Source organism: Streptomyces mabaensis (assembly GCF_053763515.1).
This window is the reverse complement of the sequence record NZ_JBSOPZ010000056.1, coordinates 1-17,320: the sequence shown is the minus strand read 5'-3', so window position 1 is coordinate 17,320 and position 17,320 is coordinate 1. Positions and strand designations below refer to the sequence as shown.

The window sequence follows — 17,320 nt, the reverse complement described above, 5'->3', positions numbered from 1 at the left end:
CAACACACCTCTCTGATCAGGGGTGTTGCTACGACTGGTTGAACCCGGTCAATACACGAGTCAGGCGTTCGCGGACGCTGCCGCAGGGCCGGCGTCCTGCAGAGCATGAGCGCCGTCGGCAGCAGCGCGGACAACGCCGCCGCCGAATCGTTCAACGCGACCTTCAAAAGGGAGACCCTGAAAGACCGAAAGGGCTGGCCGAGCGAGCGCGAGGCACGGCTCAATGCCTTCCGCTGGCTGCACCGCTACAACATCCGGCGCCAGCATTCCAGGCTCGGACAACGATCTCCTGCTCTGACCCGACCGGCCCCACAGCGCCGGGTAGCCCGTGGGTTCGAAGTGCATCGTGTGGAGGCATCGAAACAGGTGGGCCGGGCTGATACCGTTGAGTTTAACGTTCTACTCGGTCTGTCTGGTGCAGTCGGCTCAGTTTTGGGAACCGGCGCTAGACCGTGACATCCAGGAGGATCCATGCCCTTGATCAGCGACGGCCCCGGCTTGGGGGAGCTGTCTCAGGTGATTGCCCTGAGCTGGGGCGATGTCGGAGTCCGCGCGATGGGAACCGCCTCGCTGCAGGCTGATGCCACACCCGCTGGTGAGGGGGTCTACCGAATCCGGGTGGTGGTCGAGGCTTCGACGGCCGGTGGGGTGGTCGAGGTGAACTGGCGGGTGCCCTGCACGGACGCCGCGGTGTTCTGGTCCCCGCGCCTGGAAGGTGATCCGTGGCTGCCGATGGCGGTCGGGGATTACCGGTTCACGTCCAGCGCTGCCCGCTACGCGCCTCTGGGGGTGCTGCTGGCCCATGACGGCACCGCGCGCATGGCCTTCGCGGCCTCCGAGACGCTGTGGCCGGTGGAGATCGGTGCGGGTGTGGACGACCTCTCCCTGGCCGCGGACTTCACCGTCAGTCTGCGCGTGTCACTGCCGGCGGAGGCGCCACCGGAATACGTTTTTGAAGTGCTGCTCGACACCCGGCGGCAGCCGCTTGCCGCCACGGTCACCGCTCTGACCGACTGGTATGCCGCCGAGAACTCCTGCCTGTTGTCCCCGCGGCTTGAGCACGCCCAGGCCGCGGTGTACTCCACGTGGTACTGCTTTCAGCAGACGATCGACGCCAAGACGGTGGAGGAGGAGGCCGCCCGCGCTCGTGAGACGGGCTTCGGTACGCTCATCATCGATGACGGATGGCAGACCTCTGACACCTCCCGCACCTATGCGTTCTGTGGGGACTGGGAGCCCGATCCGGATTCCTTTCCGGACATGGCGGGCCACGTCGCACGGCTCCATGATCTGGGACTGCGCTGCCTGCTGTGGATCGCTCCGCCGCTGCTGGGCCGCCGCAGCGGTGCCTGGCAGGCGCTGTCCGGGTACACCCTGGGCTTCAACGCCGAGTGGCAGGCAGCTGTCCTTGATCCGCGCGAGCCTGTCGTGCGTGCCCACCTGGTCCGGGCGTGTACCCGCGCGGTCGAGGAGTGGAACGTCGACGGCCTGAAGATCGACTTTATCGATGCGCTCGCCCAGCTCCCGGCCCCGCCGCCCTCTCCCACTGCGGACTGCAGCCTGGTCGAGGAGGGCGTGGACCGGCTGCTCTCGGAGATCACGGCCCAGGTTCACCGGCATCGTCCGGACGCGATGGTCGAGTTCCGGCAGGAGTATGTCAGCCCGCGCCTGTGGCGCTACGGCAATCTGCTCCGCGCCTTCGACTGCCCCTACGACGCGATAGAGAACCGGGTACGGACCCTGCGTGCCCGGCTGCTAGCCGGACCCGGCACCGCTCACTCCGACCCCATAGCCTGGCATCCCGACTCCACCGGAGAGGACGTCGCACGCCAACTGCTGAACGCCGCCTTCGCCGTCCCTCAAGTCTCCATGCGGCTGGACACTCTCGACCCCGAACACCGCCAAGTCCTCACCCACTGGCTCGCCGTGGTGGCGCAGTGGCGGGACGTACTACTCACCGGCCGCATGACGGCCGACCGGCCGGAGCTGAACCACCCGTCGGTGAGCGCGTACCTGGGCGACCGGGCAGTGCTAGCCTCCTATGCTGACACTGCCCTCCCGGTTCAGACCAGGGAACAACCACGCCCCACCCAGATCGCCGTCCTCAACGGCAGCGTCCGGGACCGGGTTCTGCTCGACGCTCCCTCTCCGCTCGGGGCTTACACCGCCGACGTCCGGGACTACCGCGGACGTCTGGTCAGCTCCTTGAGGATCGACCTCAGTCCGGGCATCCACCCTCTGCCCGTTCCCGCAGGCGGCACCGCACACCTCAGGAGCACCTAAGTGGGACGCACCACCGTCAAGGACGTCGCCCGTCATGCCGGAGTGTCCCCCCAGACGGTCTCCAACGTCCTCAACCAACGCGGACACTTCGGCGAGGCCGTTCGGCAACGCGTTCTGGCATCCGTCGAAGCGCTGGGGTACCAGCCCAGCAGCGCTGCGCGCAGTCTGCGTTCGAACCGTACCCGGCAGCTTGCCTACCACGTCCTGCCTGGGCAGTTGCAAGCGCGCAACCCGTTGGTGGTCGACTTCCTCGGTGCGTTGATCACCTCGGCGCAGGCCCAGGGCTACCACATCACCGTCTTCACCACGGACAGGGATGCGCTGGACGGCTTCCGAGACCTGATTGCCGCCCGCACTGCCGACGCCTTCCTCCTGTCCGACTGTGACCGCTTCGACCGCCGCGCCCGGTACCTCGCCGAGCGACGTATACCGTTCGCCGCACTCGGCCGCACCGCTGACGACCTGCCGCAGAGCTGGGTGGATATCGACAACATCGCAGCGGCCGCTGCCATGGTCGACCACCTGGCCGCGAGCGGACACCGCAGCATCGCCTACCTCGCCCGGGACGACGACCGGTACTGGACCCGTGACCGGTTCACCGGGTACCTCCGCGGGCTGGAGCGCAACAGACTCTCCGCCCACAAGGACCTGATCGCCCGCCGAGCGTCCCCTTCTGTGTACGACACCGTTCAGGCCATGCTGCGACACACACCCCGACCCACCGCGATCATGACGGACAGCGATGTGCTCGCCGCCGCCGCTGTCAACGCGTTGAAGGCAGCCGGGCCCCGTCAGGGCGCGGATGTCGCCGTCGCCGGGTTTGACGGCGGCCTGATGGAACACCTTTCCGAACCGCCGGCCGCCTCGGTCCGCATGCCCACGGCGGCTATCGCAGAGCGGCTCATCGCGCGTTGCCTGGACGAGATTGAGGGAACCGCCGGCGCCCGGCCGGGAGAGCTGGTTCCCACGACCATCACGTCCATCGCCACACCACAGTGAGCGCCGCCGGTGCTAACCGGGACCGTTCCGCGGTGCAGGCCCAGAGGCCCACGACGAGGCCGCGTCCGCCCACGTGCGACCGCCCTCCGACGTACACCCAGACTGCTTCCCCCGAGGGTTTTCATGTTCGATATCCACAGCATTCCTTTCAGCCGACGCGGCTCCTATCTGGCCGTCTTGGCCCGCACCGCCGGGCAGCCCGGCGGTGCCGGTATCGTCCTGCGCAGTCTGCGTGGCACCCGCCCCGGGCAGGACCTATTCCGCCTGGCCACCGAGTCGTGCGGCGCAGTCAGCATCCAGGCCGACCCAGAAAGGCTGCGCGTGACCCGCGGCTCGACGGATCTTGAGGTGTGCCTGCCCGACCCGGCGACGGTGCGCCTGCGGGCCCGCGGCGCCGCCGTGACCCTGACCCGTCCCCGGATCGCTGGCGCCGAAGTGGTCATCCCGCTCGACGAGAGCAGCGTGGAGGTCTCCCTGGCCGACGGCTGGAAATACCGTGTGACCGCCCTGGCGGGAACCCTCGAGGTCGACGCACCCTGGGACGGAGCCGAGGCCGTACGGCACATGCGGCTAACGGCGCGGTCCACCCCCGGCTCGGGGAACGCCGAACTCGCCGTCGAGGAATACCAGGCCAGCCGTCCGATGCCGCGAGCGCATCCGCCGTTCGATCAGGCAATCGAGGCTGTCCGTACCGAATTCCGTGAGTGGCTTGACGCCGTACCCACAGCCCCCCAGGAATACGCCACGGCGCGCGAGTTGTGCGCCTACACCTGCTGGTCCACTCTGGTCGACCCCTCTGGGCTGCACCACAGGCCCACGATGTACATGTCCAAGAACTGGATGCACGGCGTGTGGTCGTGGGACCACTGCTTCAACGCCATGGCGCTGGCCTCCGCGCAGCCTGATCTCGCCTGGGACCAGTACATGACCGTATTCGATCACATCCATCCCAGCGGCCTACTGCCTGACAACCTCACAGACACGGCCGCCGGATGGGCCTTTTGCAAACCACCCGTACACGGCTGGACGTTGCGCTGGCTCATCCGCAACAGCGACGTGGTGACCCGCGCCCGCCTCACGGAGGTCTACCCGCGCCTGGCAGCCTGGACCGACTGGTGGTTCTCCAACCGCGATGACAACGACGACGGCATCCCGCAGTACAACCACGGCAACGAATCGGGCTGGGACAACTCGACGGCGTTCGCCGCCGGGGTCCCCCTGGACAGCCCCGACCTGAGCGCCTATCTCATCGTCCAACTCGACACGCTTGCCGAGGCGGCCCGCGCTCTGGGCCGTCCCGCCGAGGCACGGGAGTGGGCGGGCCGTGCCGACCGGCTCGCCGCAAGGATGGTGCCCTACTTCACCGACGGCCCGGACCTGAGCGCCCGCGACCCTCGCACCGGCGAGGCGATCCGGCACACCAGCCTGATCGGCGTCATGCCGCTGGTGGCCGGCCAGCGCCTGCCCCGGGCCGTCCGCGGACGTCTGATGGACAGGCTTAGGGAAGACGGCCCCTTCATGACGGCTCACGGGCTGGCCACGGAACCGCCCTCCAGCCCGGCCTACGAGCCCGACGGCTACTGGCGCGGCCCCATCTGGGCCCCCACCACGTTCCTGCTCACCGAGGCGCTGCGGGACCTCGAGGCGACAGAACTCGCTGACACCGTCGCCCGCCGTTTCTGCGACATGGTGCGCCGCAGCGGCCCAGCCGAGAACTTCGACGCGCTGTCCGGCAGGGCCCTTCGCGACCCCGCGTTCTCGTGGACCGCCAGCACCTTCCTGCTGCTTGCCCACCGGTTGCAGGGGCCTACTTGGGTGCCGTTAACGAGCGGCGAACCAGGTGACAAGTAACCCGCCATTCGGGGCGAAGGCGCCCTGCTCACACGTCGGTGTCATGGGACGCTTCGGCTTCGGCGAGGAGGCGGTAGACGGTGGCGACTGAGGGGTGCTCGCCCTTGTTCTTGCCCGAGGCGATCATGCCCGGCTTCAGGGCCGCTACGGAATCCGGTTCAGCTCAGCTGCTAAAAGTGAACGAAGCCACCCGGAAATGTCGATGAGAATCAGAACTTCGACTTCAGGGCCATCAGCGTGATCGTCTGCGTCAACTACCCGTCAGCTTACGGCGATGGCGCGTCTGCATAGGGTGTGAGCTGGGGTAGCCAGCGATACCGGTGAGGCAGCCCCGTGCGGGAACGTAGCCGAGAGGGAGACAGCAGTCCGATGAATCAGATCCTGTTCGCCGGGGCCATCGGCCTCTTCATCACCCTGATCGGCACCCCGCTGCTGATCAAGCTGCTGGCTCGCAAGGGGTATGGGCAGTTCATCCGGGACGACGGACCACGGGGCCATCACGGCAAGCGTGGAACGCCGACGATGGGCGGCATCGCCTTCATCCTGGCCACTCTCATAACGTACGCACTGACCAAGGTGATCACTGGCGAGGGCGTGACCTACCCGGGCCTGCTGGTGCTGTTCTTGATGGCGGGCATGGGCGTCGTAGGATTCATGGACGACTACATCAAGATCGTCAAGCGGCGTTCGCTGGGTCTGCGGGCCGGGGCGAAGCTGTCCGGCCAGCTGATCGTCGGCATCCTGTTCGCTGTGCTGGCCGTCCAGTTCGCGGACGACCGCGGCCAGACCCCGGCCTCCCTGAGGCTGTCATTCGTCACCGATTTCGGCTGGACCATCGGGCCGGTGCTGTTCGTCGTGTGGGCGCTGTTCATGATCCTGGCCATGTCGAACGGGGTGAACCTGGCGGACGGTCTGGACGGGCTGGCGACCGGCGCCTCGGCCATGGTCTTCGGCGGATACACCTTCATCGGCCTGTGGCAGTTCCAGAAATCGTGCGCCAACGCTATGACGATGACTGACCCCGCCTCCTGTATGGAGGTCCGCGACCCGCTCGACCTCGCCGTCATCGCCTCCGCGCTCATGGGCGCCTGCTTCGGGTTCCTGTGGTGGAACACCTCACCCGCCAAGATTTTCATGGGTGACACCGGCTCGCTCGCCCTCGGCGGCGCCCTGGCCGGCCTGGCCATCTGCTCTCGTACCCAACTGCTGCTCGCCCTGCTGGGCGGCCTGTTCGTCCTGATCACCCTGTCCGTGGTCATCCAGGTCGGCTCGTTCAAGATGACCGGCAAGCGCGTCTTCAAGATGGCGCCGCTGCAGCATCACTTCGAACTCAAAGGCTGGTCCGAAGTTCTGGTCGTGGTCCGTTTCTGGACCATCCAGGGCATGTGCGTCATCGTCGGTCTCGGCCTGTTCTATGCAGGATGGGCGGCGGGCTGAGACGGGACTTTCTCGGCAGGGTGCAAGCCGTGCGCGGCGTCACCGCCACTTGGCCAGTGGCGTCAGTAAGAAGCGTCCGTAACGTCATCGACGGTTCGGTGGTCAACAACCGTCGCTCCAGGACCGGCGCGGGCGCTCCGGTCAGGAACGGCCGGTTCGCGGATGACGAGGTACGGGTGGCCGCCGGTGGCCCGACCGCGGGTGGCACGCCGTTCCTCCCGCCGATAGCCGGCGGCGGTGGCGCACCCGATCAGCAGACCCAGACCCAGAGCGGTGAGCGAGCCCGGGACTCGTGGGTGCCGGAGGACGAGGATGTGTGGGGCACGGAAGAGGGCGGTGCGCCGGCGGTGATCGGACGATGACCGGTACGGGGCGGCCTTCGGATGTCTCAGAAGCGGTCGCACGCATGCGAGTTCGCGTCATGCACATGTGTGGCAACATCTTGTACGAGCTGGTGGAGAGGTGACCGTTGAGCGAGTCGATGGAGCAGAAGCTGTCCCGGGCCATGGCCGAACTATCGGCTGTGCAGGAGGCCGTCGCACGTGCCGAGAGTGAACTCAGCCAGGGCTCGGAGACGATCCGGTCAAGGGACCGGGCGGTGGAGGTCACCGTCGGCCCGCAGGGTGAGCTGATGACGCTGAAGTTCCCGGACAACAAGTACCGGAACATGACGGGCCCTCAACTGGCCGCGTCCGTACTGGAAGCAGTGCAGGAAGGCCGTGCGCAGATGGCCCGTCGGGTCATGGACGCCTTCGAGCCGTTGACGCAGGCGAGCGGCGGTCCCACGGGCCTCAGGGGCATGGACATCGACTGGGAACGGGCTTTCGGCTCGGCACTCGACGGTCCGGAGGCCGTGGGGAGGCGCTCGGCGGCCCGCCTGCACGACGAGATTCACGAGGACTGACTTTCCGCAGTGGGCAATGAGGGGAGGTATTGATGGTTTCGGGCAAGTTCACCGCAGACCCTGACCGTATGCGCCTCGCCGGCGAGTTGATGAAGGCACTGCCCGAGTGGGCGGACAAGATCGCCGACGACTTCATCTCCGACGTCCAGAACTACCGGGGTTGGGCGGGATACGACGACGACTTTGCCAATCAGGTGCTGCCGAAGTTTCTGGCTAACAACGAGGCGTGCCTGGCGCTGATCAGGACCCTAGGCACCGTGTTCTTGGAGCTCCAGCGAGCAGTGTGGGCCAACGGGCAGCATATTGAAGGCGTGTCGGAGTACGCGAACGACGAGGTCAATTCGCAGCTGTCGAAGCTCGATGGTGGCGGAGTGGACTCGACCGAGGGCGGCCGGTCCTGAGTGGAGGAGATCGACTTTCCGCCTGAGGTCCGGACGATGCTCTGGATCCTGTTGGGCGAGATGCCCTTGCAGGCCAGGGAGAATCTGGCGTGGGAAAGTCGTGAGCTTTACCTTGCTCTGCAGAAGGGTCTGATCGATCTGCGCGCCGGTGCGCGGGAGACGATTGGGATGGTGGAGCGGGCGTTGCCGCCGGAGGTCGCCGGTCCGTACATCGAGAGTGTGCGGATGCTTACCGACGAGCCGGGCGGCAGCGACCCTGTTCAGCAGCTGCTGTTCCAGCTGGATGAACTGGCCAACGGCCAGGTTGACTACTCGCAGAAGATCCAGGGATCGAAGTGGGAGATCATCGCCGAGATCGTCACGCTGCTCGCCGAACTGGCGCTGCTGGCGGTGCTGATGGCGTTCACCGGCGGTGCTTCGGTGTCGCAGATGTTCCTGGCCAGAGCCCGGAGCAAGCTGGCGGTCCTGATCATCATCGACCGGCTGCTGCAGATGTCGCACCTTGCGCCGAGTCTTGGGCAGGCGGTTCAGGAGGCCGTTCAGACGCTGGCGGTCCAGCTGGCGCAGATCGGTCTGAATACCGGTGGCCGCAGGCCCGGCGGCGTCGACGGGAAGGCGGTCGCGATTGCCGGTGCGTTCGGGGCGCTCACCGGCGCGTTCATGGGGTTCTTCGACACGATCCTGAAACCACTGGAGAACTTTTTCAAGGATCTCCTGGGGGATGTCTTCCGCAAGTTCGACATCAGGCGGGACAGCCTGCTGTTCCAGGGGCTGGTGAACGGTCCGCCGGCTGTGGTCACCGTGTTCGTGGTCGGGGGCGCCGCCGAGAGCACTGCCGAGGTGATCATCAGCGGGGCTTTTTACGGCCAGTGGGAGTTCAAGTGGGAGACCTTCGTCGGTTCCGGCACCAGCGCCGTGTTCGAGGTGGGTGCGGGGCTGGCTGTCGGCGCCGGGGCTTTCTCGGTCTATGACAACTACTTCAACAACACCCGCCAGTTCACTGAGCTCAACGGACTGCCCGGCCCTGACCACGTGCTGGGCGGCGGCGGTTCGGGTTCCTCGGGGGCGGACAAGCCGGCTGTCGGCCCGTCGGGCGGGCCCACCGTCACGGGCCTGTCGACGCTCAAGAGCAACCCGTTCACGCCCGGCCCCTCCCCCTCCTTCCCCGACCGGGCCGGTCTGGCGGACCGGACCGGCACCGGCACCGGTATCAACGCCCCACCGCCGCCCCCATACACACCTCCTCCGCCGTACGTGCCCCACTCCCCGCCGGACACGCTGCCCACCGTCGTCTCCAACGCGCTGCCCGCTCCCTTGGACCTCACCGGGACGAACAGTGTCACCGGCACGAGCGGTTCGCAGATCCCGCATCTGCCTCCTCCCGCGGGGTCGCCTCTTGCTTCGCCGGCCCTGTCGTCTTCCGCGCTCCCGTCCTCGGTCCAGCCCGACACCACCCCGCCGGCGTCCGGGCCGGTGTCCGGGCGCGGGCCGGGGACTTCGTACAGTCCGGATGTCGGCCTCACGACGGCCGGCCCGGATCAGGGCGCCGCACCCGATGCGGTGTCCGATCTCATAGCCCCCGCGTCTTCGCACGTGTCGGAATCCACGAGTGATCTGTCGCAGCAGCCGACCTCGTCGAAGGGTTCCTCGGCGGCTGCGGGCGTGAGCGGTACGGGCCTTACGGGCGGCACGGACGCGGTGGGTAGCCCGGACGGCGTGCCGGGGGGCGGGGACGGGGTAGGGGATCACCGGTGGGACGGCACCGGACAGGAGCTGCCCGGAGCCGGTCCGGCCGGCCGGAACGCCGGCGGTCAGCCGAACGCGGACCTTGGCGTGCTCTGGCGGTCGGACGGTGTCCCGCCGGTGTCTGGTTCCCAGTCCGAAGCCGTCGTCCCGCCGGCACCTGTAGCCACGGCGGGCGGCCCGAATGCCTCGGCGGGGCCACCCGCGGCGCAGGGCGCACAGCCGGGCGCACAGCCGGGCGTGCCGCAGGGCACGTCCGGTACGGGCAACCAGTCACAGCCCTCGTCCCAGGGCGGCCTGACAGACGTAAACGACGCGACCGACCCCCAGGATCAGCAGGCGGACCCGGACGGTCGCGAGGAACTGTCCGACAACAGGGAGCGCCCACCCGCCCCGACGTCGGACGACAACGTCACGGACGACACCGTCACCGCCCCCGACGCCGGCCCGGACACGATGGGGCCCGACGACCTGCCTACCCCGCCGGCAGGGCTGCGCACCTCCTCCGACGCCCCGCAGCCGCAGGCGACCCGCGCCGAGTTCAGCGGCCCACCAGCCACGGTCACCGCCACCACCCCGACCGGCGACACCACCCCCGACAACGCGCTCAGCGCCGTCAACGCGGCCACCGGCACCGGCACCGGCATCGGCATCGGCATCGGTGCGCACGCGGCCACCGGCCCGAGCGTGCCCGCCGGGCCCCTGTCTGGACCCTCCCTGCCCGGGCACGGCGTGCCGAGGCCCGCTGTGTCTGGGCAGGGCGTGATGGGGCTGCTGGGCACGTCTTTTGGCGCCCCGGCCGCCGGTGAGGGCCCCGCAGGCGGTCTGGCCGGCGACGAGGCGCGGGGTGAGTATGAGGATGCTGTGATCGCCTTCGGCCGGGCCGTGCGGGCCGTGGGGAGGTTCGAGGAGCGGGTCGGGAGCGGCCGGGGCGGTGCGGAGGACGTCGCGAGGCTGAACGAAGCGTGGCAGGACTTGACGCAGACGCAGCAGCGGCTCGACACAGCCCTGAACCGGCTCCATGACCTCGGCGCGGATGCGGGCCTCGACGACGCGGCGGCTTCGATCGTTGTCCGGGTTGCCCGCACGGATGCCGAACGCCGGTTCACCGCCGCCCTGGTCACCGCCGGCGATCTGCCCGGCGACCCGCCGCGCCCAATGCCCGACGATCTGATCACCACGGACGATCTGAATGCTGCCGGCATCACCCTGGCCGCCGGCCCCGCGGTCCAGGCCGCCCTGAACGGATCTGTGCGCTTCGCCGACAGTGGGCTGACCGACCCTGTGCAGCACGTCCGGCTGCTGATGAACAGGCCCGGGCCCTGGACGGACGCCCTCGACGGTATCGCGGCCCGCGCCTCCCGCCGTACCTGGCAAGCCGCTTACAAGGACTTCGAGCTCGCGACGTCCCGGGCTTGGGCAGTCCCGGCCGGTACGAACCCCTTCGAGGCCTGGCAGCGGGCGGTGTCGCTGGTGCTGCCGCTGGAACTGCACCCCGTACTCGCCGACTCCCGCCATGCGCGCGGAGACTTCCGCGACGCCGTGCGGCAGGTCGCCGAACACCTCGCCGTCCACGGCACGGACGCCGACTCCGGCCGCAAACTGGCCCGGCAGGTCCGCCATCACCTGGGACTACGCCCACGACTGCCCGGCGGTACGCCTCCGAACGCGGCCCCCCACCACGCCGCCGACGCACTCGAAGAAGCCATCAAGAGGAATGCCGATGGCGATCCCTACCGGTTCTACCAGAGCGAGGAAACCGGCCCAGAATATGCGGTGGGAGGACTGCAGTCGGGCCGGAGCCGGCCTCGCGAAGACGAAGACATAGACACCACCCTGGAACAGGACCCCGAAAGCCAACGACAACCAAAACGCGCCCGACAACACACCACAGAACCACACCAGCCCCACCCCGACGGATTCACCTCGGCCGGAGCCACCACCCACAGACCCGACCCGGACCCGACCGACCCGAACTGGTTCGACCCGAACTCGATCGACCCGAACTCGATCGACCTGGACTCGTTCGACCTGGACTCGTTCCTGGACGTGTCGGAGTGGCCCGGCCCGGATCTCGGGAACAGCGCGGATGACCACAGCGACCACAGCGACCACAGCGACCAGGATGGTCTGGGTGACCAGGATGGTCTGGGTGACCAGGGTGGTCTGGGTGGCCAGTGGGACCAGTGGGACCAGTGGGATCAGGGTGGTCTGGGCAACGTGGATATGGAGGGCTGGTTCTCGGGTGACGGTCCCTCGTTGTGGGAGGAGCACGGGCCGGATGGTCTGGGGTCTGCTCCGGCCGACTCCGGGCTAGGGGCTGATGAGGGTTCCTGGTGGTTGGGGGAGGGCTGGCCGGGTGGTCTGGGGTCTGGGTCTGCTCCGGACGGCTCCGGGCCAGGGGCTGTGGATGGGTTCATCGATCCCGCGATCCTGATGGGCGCTGGTGCAGACGTCTGGTTCGGCGGGGAGGTGTCTGTGGGTGCGGATCCTGCCGTGCCGGCGGGTGAGGACGGTGTGGCGACTGTCGTGGACGGTGGGCTGATAGAGCCGGGGGCGGTGGTGGGGCAGAGCGCGCAGTCGTCGGGCGGCCGCGGTCAGGAGCCGGGTGCGGATCTTGTGGCGATGTCAGGCCGGCTGCGTGCGCAGCGGGAGGCAGAGCTGGAAGTAAGCGGGCATCCCTCCCCGGTCACCCCCCAACGCCTCCAAGACCAGCGGGAGACACTGCAGCAGCACATCAACGATGCCGCCAACAAGAAGCAAGGGGCACGGAAGAACGAGACCGGGAAGGGGAAGGGGAAGGGGAAGGGGAGGCTGGCGCCGGAGCCTGTTCGCGGGGTGGAGGTGCCGGAGGATGTGGTGTGGTGGTCGGCCTACGCCGCTCACCGCCCCGACCCCGCCCCCGCCCATGACGCCCAGCTCACAGTCGTGGCACTGCTGCGCGCCCTCGCCCCCCGCATCACGCAGGAAACCGCCGGCACACTGGCCGGCGGCCTCGCCCACGGGTATGTGTCACAGCGGGTGGCCGCCTATGAGAGGGGGGACTATGCCAGGGTGCTGCCCTTCGGCCGGCCTGAGGGGGTGTCGGGTGAGCCGACCCCGGCGGAACTGGCCGAGGTCCTGAAACACCAGCGCACCCTCCAGAAGACAGCGCTGGCACACGCTACTGCCGACGAGGCGAATGCGGCTGCCGCGGTCACCGGGGAGGTGGACCCGGTCACCGACGCTCACCGCGAGCAGGTTCTGCAGGAGCTGGAAGCGGCGGGCGCTGCGCTGCCGCAGGAGACGGAGTGGGAGGAAGTGGCGGAGGTGCTGGTGTGGTGGCTGGCCTACTACGCCCACCGCCCCGACCCCGCCCTCGACCAGGCCGCAGCGCGACTGCAGGCCGTATGGCTGGCCACACGCACCGACCTCGGACAAGGGGCAGTCGCCGCCCTGACCGGCAGCCTCAGTCAAATGTCGGTGTCCGTGTGGGTGGGCCGTTATGGGGAGGGGGGCGTGGACCCGCTGGTCAGCGATCTGGTCCGCGGCCCGCGCCACAGGGAGCGGCTGGGTGAGGGGCAGCGGGAGGAGTTGGAGGAGAGGCTGGAGGAGGCCAGGGTGGCCAGGCTGGGCGGGTGGGATGTTGGTGATCCGGTCACCGAAGCCCGCCGCGAGCGGGCCCGCGTTCGTTTGACCGCGTCTGGGATCGCGCCGTCGGAGCAGACGCAGGCGCTGGTGTGGTGGACGGCCTACTGTGCCCACCGCCCCGCCCCCGCCTGGGACACCAAAGCCCAAAGAGTAGTGACGAACTGGCTGAAGAAACTCATCCCGGGCATCAAACACAAAGACATCCTCGCCCTGACCGGCAACCCCCCCGCCCGAACGGTGTATAAGTGGCTGGTCGCGTACCGGGAGGGGGATTATGCCCGGGTGCTGCCCTTCGCCCGGGCGCAGGGGATGTCGGGTGAGCCGGATGGGGACGAGCTGGCCGGCATGCTGGAGCGGGTCCGTGAGATCCAGCAGACCCGGCTGGGGGCGGATCCGGTCACCGATGCCCACCGTGCCCAGGTCGTTGACCGCCTGACGGCGGCGGGAGCTTTGCTGCCCGCAGAGGTGTTGGTGTGGTGGCTGGCCTACTACACCCACCGCCCCGACCCCGTCCCCGAGCAGACCGCCCAGCGGACCCTGGCCGTCATACTCGCCGGCACCGGACTCACCCTATCTCGGGCCGCCACCCTGACCGGCGGCGTCGATCCCAAGTCGGTGTCCGGGTGGGTGAAACTCTATAGGAAGGAGGGGTATGAGCGGCTGGTCAGGGACCTGGCCCAGGGCTGGTCCTTGGTGGCGCCGCTCGGTGAGGAGCGGCTTGGGGAGCTTGAAGCCGAGCTGGTGAAGGCCCGGGCTAGCGAGCTGGACCGGCTGGGGGGACCCGGCTTCGATCCGGTGACCGACCAGCACCTCCAGACCGTTACCGCCGAGCTGGCCGGAGCCAGGCTGAAGGGGGGGGCATCGCGGCCGGGTTCGTGGCCGCAGGCACTGGTGTGGATGCTGGCCTACCACCGCAACCGGCCCGAAGCGGTCTCGGGGCCGGCCCGGGCCGGCCTGCGGGCGGCCGCGGTATGGCTGGCCGGCACCACACTCAGCCAGAAAGCCGCCGCCACCCTGGCCGGCGTCAGCCCGGTGGGAGTCTGCCGGTGGGTGGAGTGGGTTCGCGGGGCGGGGTTTGAGGGGCTGACGGCCGACTTGCCTCAGCGTGATGAGCAAGTGTTCAGGTATCTGGGTGCGGAGCTGGCGCGTCAGCGCAGGGCGGAGGAGGGCAGGCTGAAGGCTTTGGGGCTGGAGGTTCCCGCGTTGACGGAGGCTTCCCGGCAGGCCCGGGAGCACCAGGCCCGGGCGGGAGTGACGGTGCAGGGCCTGCCCGAAGACCTGTGGTGGTGGATCGCCTACCACCACTCCCGGCCCCGCACATTCTCCCGGCCGGCGGTCAACGGCTGGCGCACAGCCGTAGCACTCCTGGCCACCAGCGGCCAAACACACCACAAGAACATCGCCGCCTCCACCAACACCCCCAGCCGCACGGTCTACAAGCTGGTGGCGGCGGCCCGCAAGGCGGCCCGAGCCCGTACAGGCACTGATACGGAGGCGGGGTCTGCCTCCGGGCAGCACGCCGGCCTGCCCGGGCCTGCCGGGGCGGAAGAGCTGAACGTGCCCGCCGGGCCGGATCCGCGCGTCCGCAGGATGCAGGACTTTCTCCACCAGTACCGCAACTCCCCGCTGGCGGTCCAAGACGCAGACACCACCAGCGTCCCCCGCGGGTTCGTCCTGCCCCCCCATCAGACTGCTGCCGCTGCCGTCAACCCGCGCAGCCGCCCGAAACGGGTCAATCCCGGGATGGAGATCATCCGCCGTCCGCAGCCCGACGGGTGGATCACCCTGCATCAGGCGCCCTACCCGGCCACCAGCCGACACCTCCACGCCCACCTGGTCCATTATCCGCAGACAGGACTGCATCTGGCTACTCCCGGCGGCTTGATCCCCACCGCTGCCGGGCTGGCCGACACGCTGCTGATGGCACACCTGCAGCCCCACCCCGCAACCGGGGCCACCCTCCCGCCCGCGCCGCTGGTACTGGGCGGCTCCCGCACCAACGTGTCCCCAAAACAGCTCGCCAGGCTGCTACAAGCTGTCGGGGACGACCTGGGCAGCGAAGTGTTCGCGCCCATCGGACACAAGACCATCTGGCAGCGCCAGCCCCTCACCGGCCGCACCAACGCGGAGGTGATCACCCACCACGGAGAAGGCGGCTACTACCACTACGACCCCGCCCACCCCGGCCAGGGCGTGCGCCAGATACCCCCCGGGCCCACACATGCGGCCATCCCCGGCAGTCCACTGACCGACCGGCAGTGGGAACAGGTTTCCCCCCTGCTCACATCCGTCGGGGAGATTTTCACCGAGGAAGACACGGAGCGGGAGGATGACCGCTGGATGCGCAACTCCAACCTGACACTCGATCACCTCGAGAAGCGTCGTGATCGGGTCACCCGATGGGTGCTGGAAAAGACCCTGCACGACATGCGCCACCAGCCAGGACAGGCCACCACCAATCCCCCGCCCCCAGACGGCTGGAAGATCCATGCGCGCAGGCTGCACCGTGACCTGAAACAGCGCTGGCAGCAAGACGGATCGCTGGACAAGGCTCTGCGAGCCCTGCATAACCAGTACCAGCGGGCCTCGGCCACCGCCGCCGCCCCCGCGCCATCCACCGCCGGTATTCCCGCCACCAGCGAGGCCGACTGACACCCCACCACAACAGGCGCCGCCACCCGGACCGCCCACCAACCCAAACCCGAGCCCAAACCTGGGACTCGGGATGAGAAGCCGTTGTCTTTCCGAATGTGATCGCTGGGTTTTCGCTGCTCAGGCATGATGCCGACGGTTCTGCGGCAGGGACGACACGTCGTGTTGTTTCGTCGGGGAGGTATGCAGGTGCCGTCGGTGATGGGGATGTTGGAGGCTCGGGAGTCGGTTGCCCGGGTGCGGGTGGAGGAACTGCGGGCCGAGGCGGACCGGGTTCGGGCCGAGCTGGCAGAGGCGGAAGCCGTGCTGGAACGGCGGGTCGTCGCGCTCGTGGAACTGGCCGAGGCCTTGGCCGCAGGTGCTGTGCCGCAGGAGCCGGTCCGGCCGGCACCGGTTCCGGTGGAGGTGAAGGAGCCCGTGGCCGGTTCGGTGGTCCCCGAGTGGCGCGAGGGTGTCACGGCTCAGGTGCTTGCTCCCGAGTACCGGAGGCTGCTGGCCGTGCTGGAGGCCAACAGCGGCGGGCAGGGGCTGCGGGCGAAGGACCTGGCTGCTCGGTTGGGCCTGGAGTTGGTGCCGGCGAAGGTCGAGGGTGTGCGGGTCAAGGCAAAGCGGCTGGTCGCGCGAGGCTGGCTGGCCGAGGACCGGCCGGGCCTGTTCATCCTCCGATGCCCGGCCGGGTGAGTGATCAGGTGCGGCGGCGGGCGAGGCGGCGTCCCATGAGCATGGCCATCGACCAGTGCACCACGGCTTCGCTGGTGGCGGGCCGGGTCTCGTAGTCGCGGGCCAGGCGACGGGAGCGCATCAGCCAGCCCAGGGTGCGCTCGACGCACCAGCGTCGGGGCAGTACGACGAAGCCGTGCATGTCGTCGCTGCGCTTGACGATCTCCAGGGTGAGGCGGAGTTTGTTCCTGGCCCAGTCGACGAGGCGGCCCGCGTAGCCGCCATCGGCCCACACGAGCCGGATCTTGCGGTGGCGGGCCAGCAGGCGGGGTAGCATGCCGCAGGCGGCGTCCCGGTCAGTGACGTCGGCCGGGGTGACCAGCACCATCAGCAGCAGACCAAGGCAGTCCACGATCAGGTGCCGCTTGCGGCCGTTGATGTGCTTGGCCCCGTCGAAGCCCCGTGACGGCGCCGGGACGGACGCGGCTGCCTTGACTGACTGCGAGTCGACGATCGCGGCCGTCGGTTCAGTCTCCCGGCCCTCGCTCTCGCGAACCCGGCTGCGCAGTCGGTCGTGGAACTCGGTGATCAGGCGATGGTCGCGCCAGCGGCGGAAGAACGCGTAGACGCGGTCCCAGGCGGGAAAGTCCGCGGGCATCGCCCGCCACTTGATGCCGTTGTCGCAATGCCGTTGCTTGAGCTACTGAAGTATCGCGGGCGCAAGGGCGATGACCTTCTCGGGAACCCGTCGAGTGCCTCG

10 protein-coding genes and 1 pseudogene are annotated in these 17,320 nt (G+C 68.8%); 10 read left to right on the top strand and 1 reads right to left on the bottom strand.

Annotated features, from left to right (window positions below; genetic code table 11):
* Positions 1 to 49 precede the first annotated feature (49 nt).
* The 10 genes and pseudogenes from ACWV17_RS31905 to ACWV17_RS31860 all read left to right on the top strand — a co-directional run.
* Positions 50 to 291, top strand: a pseudogene (locus ACWV17_RS31905) (integrase core domain-containing protein); the annotation flags it as partial.
* A gap of 180 nt (positions 292 to 471) precedes the next feature.
* Complete coding sequence (locus tag ACWV17_RS31900; protein WP_455357139.1) at positions 472 to 2,283, top strand: glycoside hydrolase family 36 protein; 1,812 nt, start codon at positions 472 to 474, stop codon at positions 2,281 to 2,283.
* Positions 2,284 to 3,282, top strand: a complete 999-nt coding sequence (locus tag ACWV17_RS31895; protein WP_455357140.1) for a LacI family DNA-binding transcriptional regulator — start codon at positions 2,284 to 2,286, stop codon at positions 3,280 to 3,282.
* Between the two features lie 177 nt (positions 3,283 to 3,459).
* Positions 3,460 to 5,133, top strand: a complete 1,674-nt coding sequence (locus ACWV17_RS31890) for an amylo-alpha-1,6-glucosidase (protein WP_455362411.1) — start codon at positions 3,460 to 3,462, stop codon at positions 5,131 to 5,133.
* A 369-nt stretch (positions 5,134 to 5,502) separates the two neighbouring features.
* Positions 5,503 to 6,570 carry a phospho-N-acetylmuramoyl-pentapeptide-transferase gene (mraY, locus tag ACWV17_RS31885; protein WP_455362410.1) on the top strand — a complete coding sequence of 356 codons (1,068 nt, stop codon included), beginning with the start codon at positions 5,503 to 5,505 and terminating at the stop codon, positions 6,568 to 6,570.
* 56 nt (positions 6,571 to 6,626) lie between these two features.
* Entirely contained in the window at positions 6,627 to 6,932 is a 306-nt protein-coding gene (locus ACWV17_RS31880; RefSeq protein WP_455362409.1) for a hypothetical protein, read from the top strand.
* Positions 6,933 to 7,039: 107 nt separating this feature from the next.
* A complete protein-coding gene (locus ACWV17_RS31875) occupies positions 7,040 to 7,474 on the top strand; it encodes a YbaB/EbfC family nucleoid-associated protein (RefSeq protein ID WP_455362408.1) in 435 nt (144 codons plus the stop codon).
* A gap of 32 nt (positions 7,475 to 7,506) precedes the next feature.
* A complete protein-coding gene (locus ACWV17_RS31870) occupies positions 7,507 to 7,875 on the top strand; it encodes a hypothetical protein (RefSeq protein WP_455362407.1) in 369 nt (122 codons plus the stop codon).
* Positions 7,876 to 7,911: 36 nt separating this feature from the next.
* A complete protein-coding gene (locus ACWV17_RS31865) occupies positions 7,912 to 15,900 on the top strand; it encodes a hypothetical protein (RefSeq protein ID WP_455362406.1) in 7,989 nt (2,662 codons plus the stop codon).
* A 201-nt stretch (positions 15,901 to 16,101) separates the two neighbouring features.
* Positions 16,102 to 16,581, top strand: a complete 480-nt coding sequence (locus tag ACWV17_RS31860; protein WP_455362405.1) for a hypothetical protein — start codon at positions 16,102 to 16,104, stop codon at positions 16,579 to 16,581.
* A 4-nt stretch (positions 16,582 to 16,585) separates the two neighbouring features.
* Here the strand turns inward: ACWV17_RS31860 and ACWV17_RS31855 are convergent, their stop codons facing one another.
* A complete protein-coding gene (locus tag ACWV17_RS31855; protein ID WP_455362404.1) occupies positions 16,586 to 17,218 on the bottom strand; it encodes an IS5 family transposase in 633 nt (210 codons plus the stop codon).
* Between the last annotated feature and the right edge of the window lie 102 nt (positions 17,219 to 17,320).